The 16,798-nt window shown below is 68.6% G+C and carries 1 protein-coding gene (running past both ends of the window); it reads right to left on the bottom strand.

Positions 1 to 16,798: part of a non-ribosomal peptide synthase/polyketide synthase coding region (locus JWN03_RS04630; RefSeq protein ID WP_297610171.1), annotated on the bottom strand (this coding region is incomplete at its 3' end). Its footprint runs off both ends of the window (11,961 nt to the left, 5,446 nt to the right); the window shows 16,798 of its 34,205 annotated nt.

Genomic DNA, 16,798 nt, shown 5'->3' with positions numbered 1-16,798 from the left:
AGCGGCGCTTCCGAGGTCACGTCGAACGGTGTGGCCGCCAGCGCGGCCAGTTCGGCCGCGAGATCGGCGCCGGCGAAGCGGGTGACCGCAGGCATGAAGCCGCGCGGCAGTACCCGCTGGTAGCCGATGCCGTCCACCTCCGGGTACACCGTGCGCAGGGTCTCGTGCCGGTCGACCACATCGAGCAGGGCGGCGCTGAGGGCGGCGGTATCCACCTCGCCGGTGAGCCGCAGCACGATCGGGATGTTGTTGACCGTCTCCTGCGGATCGAACCGGTTCAGGAACCAGATGCGGCGCTGCGCCGGCGAGAGCGGCAGCAGATCCGGGCGCGCGGCCGCGACCAGGATCGGGCGCTCCGAGCCGCCCTGGCGCTGCGCGGCCCGGGCCGCCAGCGCGGTGACCGTGGGCGCCTCGAACAGCAGGCGCATCGGAATATCGGCGTCCAGGGCGGCACCGAGGCGGGCCACCAGGCGGGTGCCCATGAGCGAATTGCCGCCGAGGGCGAAGAAATCGTCGTCCGCGCCGACCCGCTCGATACCCAGCAGGTCCGCGATGATCTCGGCGACCGCTCGTTCGGCCGCCGTGGCGGGAGCCCGGTAGGAGGTGGCCTGGAACTCCGGTTCCGGCAGGGCCTTTCGATCCAGCTTGCCCGAGGAGTTGAGCGGGAAGGCGTCCAGCGCCACGAAGGCGGCGGGGACCATGTACGGCGGCAGCACATCGGCGAGCTGCGCGCGCACCTGATCCAGGGCCAGGTTCGCGCCCTGGTCGGAGACCAGGTAGGCGACCAGCTGATCGCCCAGCCGCTCGTGGCTGCGGGCCACCACTACCGCCTGGGTGACGGCATCCATGGCGATGAGGGCGGTTTCGATCTCGCCGAGTTCGATGCGCTGACCGCGCAGCTTCACCTGGAAGTCGGTGCGGCCGATGTACTCCAGGCGTTCGGAGCGCTCGCCGTCGGCCGCACGCCACACCACCAGGTCGCCGGTGCGGTACATACGCACACCGGGCTCGAAGGGGTTGGCCACGAAGCGATCCGAAGTCAGATCCGGTCGGCGCACATAGCCGCGGGCCAGTTGATCACCGGCCAGGTAGAGCTCGCCCGGTACCCCGGCCGGGACCGGACGCAGGCGCGAATCCAGCACGTACACCCGGCTGTTCCACTGCGGCAGGCCGATCGGGACGGTGCGGGCGTCGCGGCCTTCGGACGGCCAGTAGGTGATCGAGACCGCGGCCTCGGTGGGGCCGTACAGGTTGTGCACCCGCACCTTGTCGCCGAGCGTCAGCACCGAGGTCACGGTTTCCGGCGGCAGCGCCTCACCGATGACGAACACATCCCGCAGGGTCGGCAGGGTACCGGCGGCGGTCTGCGCAGCGAACACCGTCAACATCGAGGGCACGAAGTCGGTGACCGTCACTCCCTGGGCGGCAATGGTTTCCGCGATGTAGTCGGTGTCACGGTGACCGTCGTGCGTGGCGACCACCAGGGTCGAACCACTGCGCAGGGGCATGAAGTAGCCCCACAGCGACACGTCGAACGTGGTGGCTGTCTTCTGGAAGTACACATCCTCCGGGCCCATCGGGTACTCGGCGAGCATCCAGGTGGTCTGGTTGTGAATCGCGCCGTGCGAGACGGCCACGCCCTTGGGGCGGCCCGTCGAGCCGGAGGTGAAGATCGCGTACGCGGGGTTGTCCGCACGGACCGGGCGCAGCAGCTCGGCATCGGCGACCGGCGAGGCCGAGAAGCCCTCCAGCGCAAGCGTGTCCAGGAACAGCACCGGTGTGCCGTCGCTGACGGTCACCGCATCCGTGGTCGTCGACAGCACGCAGGCGGGCTGCGCGGTGTCGAGAATGTGGGCAATGCGCTCGGCCGGGTGATCGGGATCCAGCGGAACCCACGCGCCACCGGCGGTGACGATCGCGTACATGCCGACGACCAGATCGAGTGAGCGGCGAATAGCCAAGCCCACCAGGGATTCCGCGCCGACCCCCTGCGAAATCAGCAGGCGTGCCAGTTGATTGACCCGTGCGTCGAATTCGGCGTAGGTCAGCTGTGCGCCCTCGTAGCGGACCGCGACGGCATCCGGGTACTGCGCGACCGCACGCCGGTAGCCGTCGAGCAGCAGCTCGGGCGCGACCGGGTAGCGGGTCTCGTTCCAGTCCAGCAGCATTCGCGAGCGCTCGGAGTTTTCCAGCAGTTCGATCTCGCCCACGGGCACGGCCGGATCGGCGACCGCGGCGTGCAGAATGCGCGTGAACCGGTCGGCGAATTCCCGCATGGTGGCGGCGTCGAAGAGATCGGTGGCGTAGCGCAGGACCGCGTACAGCGCGGTACCGCCGTCCGCCGCACCCTCGGTCAGGGCCAGCGAGATGTCGAACTGGGCGGTCACGCTGTCCATCGGAAATGCCGCGACCTCGAGTCCGGGCAGCACAAGCACGCCGTCGTCGCGGTGCTCGAAGGTGAGCATCGCCTGCACGATGGGCGAGTATGCCTGCGAACGCACCGGATTCAGCTCGTCGACCAGGCGCTCGAACGGCAGGTCCGCATTGGCGAAGGCCCGCACATCGGTCTCGCGGACGGTGCCGAGCAGCTGGGCGAACGAGGCGTCCGGCGCGACCCGGGTGCGCAGCACCAGGGTATTGACGAACATGCCGACCAGCTCGTCGAGGGCCTGTTCGGAGCGACCCGCGATCGGGGTGCCGATGACGACGTCCTCGGTGCGCGCCAGGCGCGAGAGCAGGGCGGCATAGGCGGCGTGCACCACCATGAAGGTCGAAACACCCTGTCGCCGGGCCAGTTCCGCAATCGCGGCGGTGGCGTCGGCGGGGATTTCGAAGGCGTAGGCGGAACCGCGACCGCTGGCCACCGCCGGGCGGGGGCGATCGGCGGGCAGCTCCAGCAGCGGATCCAGCCCGGCCAGCTCATCGCGCCAGTGCACGATCTGCTTGCCCAGCACCGATTCCGGATCGGCGGCATCGCCGAGCACCTCGTGCTGCCAGAGCGTGAAGTCGGCGTACTGCACGGGCAACGGCGCCCACTGCGGGGCCTGGCCAGCCGAGCGAGCGGCGTAGGCGACCATCAGATCGCGAGCCAGCGGCGCGGTGGAGACACCGTCGGCGGCAATGTGGTGCGTCACCACAACCAGCGTGTACTCCGGAACCGACAGCTCCGGATCACCGGCGCGCAACGGCACCGTATTTGCTGCACGCAGCAGGGCGACTCGCACCGGCGCCTCGGTGCGCAAATCGAAACCGCGGTCCAGGAATTCGGCGACCGCGGCCGCCATATCGGTGGTGTCGAGCGCGGTGAGGTCCGGCAGGTTCAGCTCCGCGACGGAGTGCACGACCTGCCGCGGACCGTCGGCATCCTCCGGGAAGCGGGTGCGCAGCGACTCGTGCCGCTCGAGCACATCCAGGAAGGCGTCCCGCAGGGCGGGCACATCGAGATCGCCGAAGCGCGGGTCGACGGAGCGCAGCTTGATGGCGGACGGGATGTTGTAGACCGGTGATTCCGGATCCAGGCGATTGAGCAGCCACATGCGGGTCTGCGCCAGCGACAGCGGGATTCGCTCCGGACGCGGGCGCGGGGCCAGCGGCACGGTGGCCGCGCCCGGCCGGGTGGCACGGACGGCCAGCTCGGCGACGGTCGGTGCCTCGAACACCTCGCGGACGCTCAGCTCGCAGCCGAGCGCCGCATTGGTGCGGGCGACCAGGCGCATGGCCAGCAGCGAATTGCCGCCGCGGCCGAAGAAATCGTCGTCGGCGCCGATCGGGCCACTGCCGAGCAGATCGGCGATGACGGTGGCCAGCACCGCTTCCGCACCCTCGCGCGGCGCCCGATAGGGCACCGTGGCGGCGGTGAACTCGACCTGGGGCAGCGCCTTGCGGTCGAGCTTGCCGACAGTGGTGAGCGGCATGCGGTCCAGGACGACCAGATGTGCGGGCGTCATATAGGCGGGCAGCCGGGTGCGGGCCTGGGCCAGCACGGTCTCGGCGGTGAGCGGCGCGGGGGAATCCGGTGCGCCGGAGATGTATCCGACGAGGCAGTCGGTGCCGGCGCTGTCCTTGGCGAGCAGGACGGCGGCATTGGCGACACCGTCCGCGGCCAGCAGGGCCGCCTCGATCTCGCCGAGTTCGATGCGCTGGCCGCGCAGCTTCACCTGGAAGTCATTGCGGCCCAGGTACACCAGATCGCCATTGCGATTCCAGCGCACCAGATCGCCGGTGCGGTACATGCGGGTGCCGGGTACGCCGAACGGGTCCGCGACAAAGCGTTCCGCGCTGAGCGAGCCGCGACCCTGGTAGCCGCGGGCCAGCTGATCGCCGGCCAGATAGAGCTCACCCGTGACACCGGTCGGCACCGGACGGCAGCGGGCGTCGAGCACGTAGGCGCGGGTGTTCCAGTTCGGGCGGCCGATGGCGACCTCGAACTCCGGATCCGCGTCCGAGAACTCGTGGTAGATGGTGGAAATCGCCGCTTCGGTGGGGCCGTACGCATTGTGCACGGAACCGCCGACATGGGCACGCAGCTGGCCGAGCAGTTCGGCGGGCAGCGCCTCACCACCGGTGTGCAGGTGCCGGAAGGAACGCAGCGCGTCGCCCCTGCCCTCCGCTACCAGCGCGGCCAGCACGGACGGCACGTGTTCGGCGATGGTGACGCCGTACTCGCGCATGAGATCGGCCAGGTAGTCCAGATCCTGATGACCGCCGGGGCGCGGAATCACCAGCGGCGCACCGACGAGCGCGGGCAGGAAGCACTCCCACACCGAGACATCGAAGCTCAGCGGCGCGCGCTGCATGATGCGGTCCGCACCGGTGACCTCGTAGCGGGACTCGAGCCAGCGCAGCTGGTTCATGATCGCGCGGTGGCTGGTGGCCACACCCTTGGGCAGGCCGGTCGAGCCGGAGGTGAACAGAACGTAGGCGAGATTGTCCGGGCGCAGTCTGCCGAGCCGGTCGGCATCGGTGAGCGGGGCGGCGGACAGGTCCGACAGCGCTCCACCTCCCTGCGCTTCCAGCCCGTCTACCTCGACCACGCGCACGCTTTCGAGCTCGGGCAGCATCGCGCCGCCGACCGAGAGCACCAGGGTGGTGTTCGAGGTGTTCAGCACGTGCATCAGGCGATCGGCCGGATACGCCGGGTCGACCGGGACGTAGGCCGCGCCGGCCTGCACCACGGCGAACAGGGCGACGACCATATCGAAGGATCGCTGTGCGGTGACGCCGACGATGGCGTCCGGGCCGACGCCTTCCGAGATGAGGTGGCGCGCAAGACGATTCGCCCGGTCGGCCAGCTCCGCGTAGGTGCGGGTCTCGCCTTCGAAGATCAGGGCTACGGCGTCCGGGTCCTGCGCTGCCCGGGCATCGAGCAGATCGGCGAGCGTCCCGCGCCGCAGCGGGCGGGCGGTGGCATTGCGGTCCACCAGCAGCACGCCACGCTCGGTGGTCGACATGAGTTCGACATCACCGGTGGCGACGCGGGTATCGGCTACGAGCGCGCGCAGCACCCGCTCGTAGCCGGTCAGGAACTCGGCGGCGGTGGACTCGTCGAACAGATCCAGCGCGTAGATGAGCTGCACATCGAGACCAGCGGGCGTGCCGTCGGTTTCCGTGTTCTCCCACAGCGTCCAATCCACATCGAATTGCGCTGTGGTGACGTCGATTTCGATGGCTGCGATGACCAGCTGGTCCAGGTGGAAGTCGGGCCGGGCGGTGTTCTGCAGCGTCAGCGTCACCTGGGTGAGCGGCGAATGCGCCTGCGAGCGAACCGGATTCAGCGCATCGACCAGGGTTTCGAAGGGCACCGCGGCGTGATCGAAGGCGGCCACATCGGTATCGCGCACCAGCTCGAGCAGCTCGCCGAGCGGCGTATCGGGCCGCACCTCGGTGCGCAGTACCAGGGTATTGACGAACATGCCGACCAGCTCGTCGAGCGCCTCCTCACCACGACCCGCGACCGGAGTGCCGATGACGATATCGCTGGTACCGGACAGTCGTGCCAGCAGTACGGCCAGCGCGGCGTGCAGCACCATGAACAGGGTCACCCCCTGCGCGGCGACGAATTCCAGGACGGCGGCGTGCAATTCGGCGTCCAGGTGGCCGCTGACGGTGCCGCCGCGACCGGTCGCCACGGGCGGCCGCGGGCGATCCGCGGGCAGGGCGAGCAGATCCGGCATACCGGCCAGGCCGGCGGTCCAGAAGCGCAGCTGCTCGGCCAGTTCGGAATCCGGGTCCGCCACGCTGCCGAGCGTCGCGCGCTGCCAGATGGCGAAGTCGGCGTACTGCACCGGCAGGGCCGCCTGATCGGGCGCACTGCCCGCGGAGCGAGCCACGTAGGCGGCGGCCAGATCTCGGGTGAGCGGAGCCAGGGACCAGCCGTCGGAGGCGATGTGGTGCACCACGAACAGCACGACGTGCTCGTCTTCGGTCAGACGCAGCAGCCGGATCCGCAGCGGCACCTCCACCGTCACATCGAAGACGGTGTTCGCCACGGCATCCACCACCGTGGGCAGTTCGGCGGCGGTGACGGTTTCGGGCGCCAGATCCACCAGCCGGGTTCCGGCGGGCAGCACCAGCTGGGTGGCCTCGCCGTCGCGCTCCGGGTAGAGGGTGCGCAGGGTTTCGTGCCGTGCGATCAAATCCGCGACCGCGGCCTGCAGGGCGGGCACATTCAGCGTGCCGGTCAGGCGCAGCGCGAAGGGAATGTTGTAGGAGGTGGCGGCACTGCCCACGTCGAAACGATTGAGGAACCACATGCGTTGCTGGGCGATCGAGAGCGGGATGGCATCGCCGCGCTCCTGCGGGACGAGCGGCGCCACCGCCGGGGCGGCATTCGCGGCCAGGTCGGTGAGCCGCACAGCCAGGGCGCGCACGGTGGCGGCCTCGAAGATGGTGCGCAGCGGGACTTCCACGCCGATCAACTTGCCGAGACGGGCGGCCAGCTGGGTGGCGATGAGCGAGTTGCCGCCGAGCTTGAAGAACACATCGTCGGCGCCGACCGGCTCGTCGAGGCCGAGCAGCACGGTGAAGGTATCGGCGATCAGCTGCTCGGTCGCGGTGAGGGGAACCGTGACTTCCAGCGGGGTGAACACCGGTGCGGGCAGCGCGCCGCGGTCGAGCTTTCCGTGGGGGGTCACCGGCAGCTCGTCCATGACCACAATGGCGTCGGGAACCATATCGCCGCTGAGGAATTCGGCCAGTCGGTCGCGAAGCCCGAGGGAATCGAGCAGAACACCGGTGTCGGGTACTGCGTAACCGATGAGCCGATCACCGATCTGCTCTTCCGATCGCACCACCACAACGGCCCGGCTGACACCCGGGCAGCGCAGCAGCGCGGACTCGATCTCCCCGAGTTCGATCCGCAGACCGTGCAGCTTCACCTGGAAGTCGTTGCGGCCCAGGTATTCCAGTTCGCCGGCCGTGTTCCAGACAGCGAGGTCGCCGGTGCGGTACATGCGGGCGCTGTCACCGAAGGGGTTGGCCACGAATCGATCCGAGGTCAGATCGACTCGCGCGACGTAGCCGGTCGCGAGCTGATCACCCGCGAGATAGAGCTCACCCACGACGCCCACCGGAACCGGGTTCAGTCGCGAATCCAGCACGTACACCTGGGTATTGAAGACCGGCGCACCGATCGGCACCGAGGTGACGTCGGCAGCTGTCACCTCGTGGTAGGTGACATCGACGGCGGTTTCGGTCGGGCCGTACAGGTTGTGCAGCTCGGCGCCGGTGATCTCACGCAGGCGATGCGCGGGCTCGGGCAGGAGCACCTCACCGGAGGCGAAGACCATGCGCAGCTGTGTTTGATTTGCCTCCGCTTCGCTCCGGCGGGTCCGCGGCCCTGGAGTCTCGTTCTTCCCTCCCTCCGCTCCTCCGCTTCGCTCCCCCGCTCCACTCAGTCCAGAACGAGACGGGCCACGAACCATCAGGGTTTCCGCCGCCGCATCGAGAGCAGCGATGAAGGCCGAGAGCATGGACGGCACGAAGTGTGTGACCGTTACGCCTCGGCGGGCAATGAGTTCGGCCAGGTAGGCCGGGTCGCGGTGGCCGACCGGGTCGGCGAGGACGAGCTTCGCGCCGATCTGCAACGGCCAGAAGAACTCCCAGACCGACACGTCGAAGGTGGCCGGGGTCTTCTGCAATACGACGTCGGCGGCGGTCAGCCCATACTCGGACTGCATCCACACCAGCCGGTTGACGATCGCCGAATGCGGCACCGCCACACCCTTCGGGCGCCCGGTAGAGCCCGACGTGAAGATGACGTACGCGGTATTCGAATCCCGCAGCGGCGCGCGGCGATCGGTATTGTCCAGCGGTTCGCCGGAGTAGCCGGCCAGGTCGAGCAGGTCGATGCGGACCTGCGCGGTGTCGACGTCCAGATCCTCGCCGGAGGTCAGCACACACACCGGATCAGCGGTGGCGAGAATGTACTCGGTGCGCGCCGCCGGGTGCTCCGGATCCAGCGGCACGTATGCCCCGCCGGCGACGGTGACCGCGTACATGCCGACCACCAGATCGATGGAGCGCCGCATGCCCAGCGCCACCACGGATTCCGGCCCGACACCCTCGGCGATCAGCCAGCGGGCCAGGCGGTGCACCCGCCCGGCGAACTCACCGTAGGACAGAGCTCTCCCGCCGAATTCGAGAGCAGGTGCATCGGGGCTGGTCAGCACCTGTGCCTCGAAGAGCGAAACCAGCGTCGCGGCAGCGGAATTGCGCTCGGCGAAGACCGAATCCCAGTGCACGGCGGTGTCGTTCCAGTCGGTCACGACCAGTTCGCGTTCGGCGGCGTCGAGCAGTTCGATATCGCCGATCGATACCAACGGGTCGGCGGCGACGGCGGTGAGCAGCCGCACGAAGCGCCGGCCGAAGGCGGTGGCGAAATGATCGTCGAAAAGATCGGCGGCGTAGATGATTTCGGCCGCCATGCCCGCGTCTGCTTCCGACAGGGTCAGCTGCAGGTCGAACTTGGCCGACTGCTGGTCCAGGCCCACGCCGGAGACGGCGAGACCGGGCAGCTCCAGGGCGGGGACGCTCTGGTTCTGGAAGGTCAGCATGACCTGGAAGAGCGGATGCCGGGCCTGCGAGCGGGGCGGGTCGAGCACCTCGACCAGTCGTTCGAAGGGCACCTCCGCATAGGCGAAGGCCTGCAGGTCGTGCTCGCGCACCCGGGTCAGCAGGTCGGCGAAGGACTCACCGGGCCGCACCTGCGCGCGCAGCGCCAGCGTATTGACGAACATGCCGACCATATCGTCGACCGCGCGGTCACCGCGGCCCGCGACCGGGACGCCGACGGCAATGTCCGCGCCGCCGGAGAGTCGGGCGAGCAGGGCGGCGAAAGCACTGTGCACCACCATGAACAGCGTCGCTCCGTGCTGCTGCGCCACCCGATTCAGGTCGGCCAGCACCTCGGCGGGCAGTGCGAAAAGGTGTGCGCCGGCGCGGTAGGAGGCGACGGCCGGACGCGGCTGGGTGGTCAGCCGCAGCTCGTCCGGCAGCCCCGTCAGGGCCTGCGTCCAGTAGGCGAGCTGACGGGCGGCCAGCGATTCGGGATCGTCCTCGGAGCCCAGCACCTCTCGCTGCCACAGCGCATAGTCGGCGTACTGCACCGGCAGCGGATTCCACTGCGGCGCCCCGCCTTCGGTACGGGCGGCATAGGCGGTCATCAGATCGCGGGTCAGCGGACCCAGCGACCAGCCGTCACCGCTGATGTGGTGCAGCACGAACACCAGAATGTGTTCAGCTACCGCATTGCCGGCGTCCGCGAGGCGGAAAAGCGCCACGCGCATCGGAATCGCGGTGGTGAGATCGAATCCGACGGTGACCAGTTCGGAAATACGCTCGGCCAGTTCGACTTCCGTGACCGTGACCGGTTCCAGGCCCGGAAGACTCTGGCCGGTCGGAAGCACCACCTGGGTACTGCGGCCGTCGGCGGTGGCCGGGTAGATGGTGCGCAGCACCTCGTGCCGGTCCACCACATCACCGATGGCGCGGCGCAGGGCCGCCACCTCGAGATCGCCGGAAAGACGTACGGCCAGCGGAATATTATTGACCGCCGAATCCGGGTCGAGGCGGTTGAGGAACCACATGCGCTGCTGCGCCGGAGACAGCGGCAGCAGTTCGGGACGCGGACGCGCGACCAGCGGCGCACGGCCACCGGTGCCCGCCGCTTCCTCCGCGCGGGCGGCCAGCGCGGCTACGGTCGGCGCTTCGAAGAGCACGCGCACGCCGAGATCGGCGTGCAGTGCGGCTGCCAGGCGGGCGGTGACCTGGGTGGCGACCAGAGAATTGCCGCCCAGTTCGAAGAAGTCGTCATCGAGGCCGACGCGCTCGAGGCCGAGTACATCGGCGAAGGTGCCCGCCACGATCTCTTCGATCGGGGTGGTCGGCGCGCGGAAGACCTTGGCCTCGAAGACCGGTGCGGGCAGGGCATTTCGATCCAGCTTGCCCGAGATGTTCAGCGGGAAGGCATCCAGCACCACGAAGGCGGCCGGAATCATGTAGCCAGGCAGGGATTCCGCCAGCTGCGCTCGTACCTCGTCGATATCGACAATGTGTCCGGCGGCCGGAATCACGTACGCGGCAAGCTGATCACCGAGTCGCTCATCGGTGCGCAGCACCACGACGGCCTGGGCGATGGCGTCCTGTGCGGTGAGCGCCGTCTCGATCTCGCCCAGCTCGATGCGCTGACCGCGCAGCTTGACCTGGAAGTCGGTGCGGCCCAGATAATCCAGCTCGCCGGTGGCACTCCACTGCACCAGGTCACCGGTGCGGTACATGCGCTCGCCCGGGTGGAAGGGGTCCGCGACGAACCGATCGGCGGTGAGGTCGGCGCGGCGCAGGTAGCCGCGCGCCAGCTGCACGCCGGACAGGTACAGCTCACCCGGAACACCGAAGGGCGACGGATGTAAACGCGAATCCAGCACGTACACCCGGGTGTTCCAGACCGGGCGGCCCATGGGTACGAAATCGGCGTCGCCGAGCATGAATTCGCGGAAGGTGACCTCGACCGCGGCCTCGGTGGGGCCGTAGAGGTTGTGCACCCGCGCGCCGGTCAATTCCCACATGCGGCGGGCAGCCGCGGCGGGCAGCGCCTCACCGGAGCAGAACACGTGCCGCAGTGAATTGCACAGGGGCACGATTCCGTCCCGAGCTCGTGACCTGCCCAATTCGAGAGTGGCGACGAACACCGCCAGCATGGACGGGACGAAATGGGCGGAGGTGATGCCTTCGCGGCGAATCAGTTCCGACAGATAGACCGGATCGGTATGACCCTCGGGGCGGGCCAGCACCAGTCGTGCGCCGACCTGCAGCGGCCAGAAGAACTCGGGCACCGAGACATCGAAGGTGACCGGCGTCTTCTGCAGCAGTCGATCGTTCTCGTCGAGAGCGACATGCGCGTGCTGCAGCCAGCGCAGCCGGTTCACGATGGATGCGTGCGATACCGCTACGCCCTTGGGCCGGCCGGTGGAACCGGAGGTGAAGATGACGTAGGCGGTGTTGTCCGGGCGCAGCGGTGCGATGCGGTCCGCATCGCGCAGCGGCCCTGCGGCGTATTCGGATACGTCCAGCAGGTCGATTCGCAGCTGCCGCTCGACGCTCGGGTCCAGATCCGCGCCGGAGGTCAGCACGAACACCGGGCGGGCGGTATCGAGGACATGGCCGATGCGATCGGCCGGATGATCCGGATCCAGCGGCACATACGCCGCACCGGCCGCGACGACGGCGTACATGCCGACAACGAGGTCGATGGAGCGCCGCATGCCCAGTGCGACCAGGTGTTCCGGGCCGACACCCGCGGCGATCAGGTGCCGGGCCAGCCGGTGCACCCGCCCGGAGAACTCGGCGTAGGTCAGCTCCGCACGTGCTTCGCCCCGCTCGGGCGTGCCGTCGAATACCACCGCGGTCCGCAGCGGAGTGCGCACCGCCTGCTCCTCGAACAGCGACACCAGGGTGGCGGAATCGGCCCACTCGTGTGTGGTGGCATTCCAGACATCCAGCAGCAGCGCGTACTCGGCGGCATCGAGCAGTTCGATATCGCCGACGACGGACGACGGATCGGCGGCCACCGCATCCAGCATGCGGACCAGGCGCTCGGCCCACACCGCAATGGTGCCGGCGTCGAACATATCTGTGGCGTAGGTGAATTCGGCGACGAGGCCGCCGGTGGCATCGTCGGTCATATTCAATTGCAGATCGAACTTCGCGGTGGCGGCGTCGAAGGGCACCCCGCCCACCTCGAGGCCCGGCAGTGCGAACGAGGCGGTACCGGTGTTCTGGAAGGACAGCAGCACCTGGAACAGCGGGTGCCGGGCCTGCGACCGGGCCGGGCTGAGAATGTCGACCAGTCGCTCGAACGGCAGATCGGCGTGGCCGAAGGCGGCCAGATCGACGTCCTTGGTACGGGCCAGCAGGCCGGTGAAGCTCTCGGCCGCGTGGAGTTCGGTGCGCAATACCAGGGTATTGACGAACATGCCGATGGCCTCGTCGAGCAGGGCCTCACCACGACCGGCGACAACGGTGCCGATGGCGATATCGGCGGAGCCGGACAGCCGCGACAGCAGGGCCGCGAAGGCCGCGTGCACCACCATGAACCGGCTGGCGCCGTGGGTGCGGGCGAGGCGGTCGAGCGCCTCGGTCAGATCGGCCTCCAGCAGGAACCGGTGCACGGCACCGTGATTGGAGGCCACCGCCGGGCGCGGGCGATCGGACGGCAGATCGAGCTGTTCGGGCAGGCCGTCCAGGCCGCGGGTCCAGTAGTCGATCTGCTGTGCGATAGGCGAGCTCGGATCATCCTCGGAGCCGAGCACCTCGCGCTGCCACAGCGCGTAGTCGGCGTACTGCACCGGCAGCGGGTTCCACTGCGGCGCAGCGTCATTCGCGCGCGCCCCGTAGGCGGTCATGATCTCGCGGGCCAGCGGGGCCAGCGACCAGCCGTCGGCGGCAATGTGGTGCACCACGAAAACCAGGACGTGCGTCGGCTGTCCGGCGTCGGTGACGTGGAACAGGCCGGTACGCACCGGAGCCGCGGCGGTCACATCGAAACCCGCGGTGAGCAGCGGGATCAGCGCGGCCTCGAGGTCGCTCTCGGTGACGTCGACCGGAGCCAGACCCAGGCCGTCGGCAACCGGTCCGGACGGCAGGATGACCTGCACGCCTCGGCCCCGCGCGGTCTGGGGGTAGACGGTGCGCAATACCTCGTGGCGGTCGATGAGATCGCCGACGGCCAGCGCCAGTGCCTGGGCGTCGAGATCACCGGTGAGGCGGACCGCGAGCGGGATGTTGTTGACAGCCGAGGCGGTATCGAAGCGGTTGAGGAACCACATGCGCTGCTGCGCCAGGGACAGCGGAATCTCGTCCGGACGCTCCTGCGCCACCAATTCACGGCGACTGCCGGTACCCGCCTGCGCTTCCATGCGGGCAGCCAGCGCGGCGACGGTCGGGGCGTCGAACAACGTGCGCACCGGCACACGGGTATCGAGTGCCGCACCGAGCCGAGCGACGACCTGGGTCGCGATGAGCGAGTTGCCACCCAACTCGAAGAAGTCGTCCTCCGCACCGACCGGCGAGCGCGGGGAGGCGGAGCGATCGAGACCGAGCACCTCGGTGAACACCGCAGCCACGATCTCCTCGGCATGAGTTGCCGGAGCACGGAATTCGCGAGCAGCGAACTCCGGCTCGGGCAGCGCACGGCGATCGAGCTTGCCATTCGCACTCAGCGGGAAAGCATCCACGACCACGAACGCGGCCGGGACCATGTAGGACGGCAACTGCTCTGACAGATGGGCGCGCACGGCGTCCATATCCACCGAGTCTGCGGAGGGGACCACGTAACCGACCAGCTGATCGCCGATACGGGCGTCCGAACGCAGCACGACGACGGCCTGCGCGACCGACTCGTGTGCGGTGAGCGCCGATTCGATCTCGCCGAGCTCGATACGCAGACCGCGCAACTTCACCTGGAAGTCGGTGCGGCCCAGGTACTCCAGCTCACCTGCGGCGGACCAGCGCACCAGGTCACCGGTGCGGTACATGCGCTCACCCGGAGTGAACGGGTTCGCTACGAAGCGATCCGAGCTCAGATCCGCTCGCGCCACATAACCGCGCGCCAATTGCGCACCCGCGAGATAGAGCTCACCCGCCATACCCGGCGCGACCGGGTGCAGACGCGAATCCAGCACGTAAACCTGGGTATTGAAGACCGGACGACCGATCGGCACAGTGTCGATATCCGCGTCGACGACCTGGTGATAGGTCACGTCGACAGCGGCCTCGGTGGGGCCGTAGAGGTTGTGCAGCGCCGCACCGGTCACCGCGCGCAGCTGCTCAGCGGTGGTCGCGGGCAGCGCCTCACCGGAGGCGAAAACCAGCCGCAGGCTGGTGCATTCGACGGCAGTCGGCTCAGAAACGAACACGGCCATCATGGAGGGCACGAAGTGCGTGGTGGTAACGCCCTCTCCAGCAATGACTTCCGCCAGGTAGACCGGGTCACCATGGCCGTCGGGCTTGGCCACGACCAGGCGCGCACCTACCTGCAAGGGCCAGAAGAACTCCCAGACGGACACATCGAACGTGGCCGGAGTCTTCTGCAGCACAACATCGTCGGCGGTCAGGCCGTACTCGGACTGCATCCATACGAGCCGGTTGACGATGGCGGCATGGCTGACCGCCACACCCTTGGGACGACCGGTCGAACCGGAGGTGAAGATGACGTACGCGGTATTCGAAGGCCGCAGCGGCGCGAGGCGCTCCGCATCGTTCAGCGGCGCATCCGAGTACGCCGACAGATCGAGCGAATCGACCGCGAGTACCGAAACGCTCGGGTGGGTGAACCCATCGCGCTCGGTCGTCAGCACGCACACCGGGTTGGCGGTATCGAGTACGTAGGCAATGCGGTCCGCAGGCTGATCCAGGTCCAGCGGCACATACGCGCCACCGGCCTCGACCACCGCATACATGGCGACGATCAGGTCCAGCGACCGGCGAATTCCGAGCGCCACCAGGATCTCCGGGCCGACACCGGCCTCGATGAGCTTGCGCGCCAACTGATGTACGCGTCCGGCGAACTCGCCGTAGGACAGACCACTCCCCTCGAACGAGAGAGCGGTGGCGTCCGGAGTACGCACGGCCCGCGCCTCGAACAGCGCGACCAGAGTGTTCACGGCATCGCCGACTGTGGCCGACGACTGCGCGGCCGACGACTCCGCACCCGTCGCATCCTTCGTCATTCCGGCTTGCTTTCGGCCGGAATCCACACCTGCGGCAGCGAGATCCCGGCCAAAAGCATGCCGGGATGACGAGGCGGACATATGCCGGGCTGACGGGGCGGGAGCACCCTGGGCTGACGGGGCGGAAGCACCCTCGGATGGCAGTGCGGGCAGTTCGCCGAGGAACGCAGCTACGTCGAAGGCGGTGTTGTTCCACTGCGAGACGACCAGTGCGCGCTCGTCGTCGTCGAGCAGGTCGATATCTCCGAGGGCGCGATCCGGCTGTGCCGTAACGGCTTTCAGCAGGCGTTCGAAGCGCTGGGCGAAACTCGCCACGGCGGCGGCGTCGAACAGGTCGGTTGCGTAGATGAGTTCGGCGGTGATGCCGGACGGGGTGCCGCCGAAACCATTGCCGAACACGGTGTCTGCGGCGTTCTGCTCGGTGAGGACCAATTGCAGGTCGAACTTGGCGGTATCGAGTGGCAGGTCGACGCCGCTGACGGTCAGGCCGGGCAGTTCCGTTTCGGCGGGGCTGGTGTGCTGGAAGGACAGCATGACTTGGAACAGCGGGTGCCGGGCCTGCGAGCGGGCCGGGTTGAGGATCTCCACCAGGCGCTCGAACGGGAGGGTGGCATGCGCGAAGGCGGAGAGATCGGTTTCGCGGGTGCGGGAGAGCAGTTCGGTGAAGGTGTCGCCACCCTCGACCCGGGTGCGCAGCACCAGGGTATTGATGAACACGCCGATCAGATCGTCGAGATGCTGTTCGCCGCGGCCGGCGATCGGCGTGCCGACGGCGATATCCGCATCGCCCGACAGCCGGGACAGCAGCACCGACAGCACCGCGTGCATGAGCATGAAGACGGTGACGCCCTCGGCACGGGCCAAGGCCGTGGCCGCCCGGTGCAGGTCGGCATCGATGGTGAAACCGGTATGCCCACCCCGGTAGCTGGCCTCCTGCGGCCGGGGGTGACTGAGGGGAAGGTTCAGCTCTTCGGGCAGTTCGGCGAGAGTGTGCTGCCAGTAGGCGATTTCGCGGGAGAAGGTGGAGTCGGGGTCGTGTTCGTCGCCCAGCACGGCGCGCTGCCACAGCGCGTAGTCGGCGTACTGCACGGGCAGCGGGCTCCACTGCGGCGCTTCGCCGTTCGCTCGCGCCAGGTACGCCGCGCTCAGTTCGCGCACCAGCGGACCGAACGAGAAGCCGTCCGCCGCAATGTGATGCACCACGAAGACGACCGCAAACTCATCGGCGGCGACCTGGTAGAAGCGCACTCGGAGGGGCAGCTCACGGGAGACGTCGAAACCGCGCGCGGCGAATTCCGCCACCGCCGCGTCCAATTCGGACGCGGAGACCGGACGCACGATGAGATCGAGATCGATTTCCGTCATCGGCAGCACCACCTGGTGGCCACCGTCGCCGGATTCGGGGAACAGGGTGCGCAGCGATTCCTGACGCTGCACCACGTCCAGCACGGCGGCGCGCAGCGCATCCAGATCCACGCGGCCGCGCAGGCGGACCACGAAAGGCAGGTTGTATGTCGTTGCGGCGGTGTCGAACTGGTTGAGGAACCACATGCGCTGCTGCGCCGGGGACAGCG

Source organism: Nocardia sp. (assembly GCF_025465275.1).
Lineage (GTDB): Bacteria > Actinomycetota > Actinomycetes > Mycobacteriales > Mycobacteriaceae > Nocardia.
Note: the sequence above shows the minus strand (reverse complement) of the source record. Positions and strands in the feature narration are given on the sequence as shown.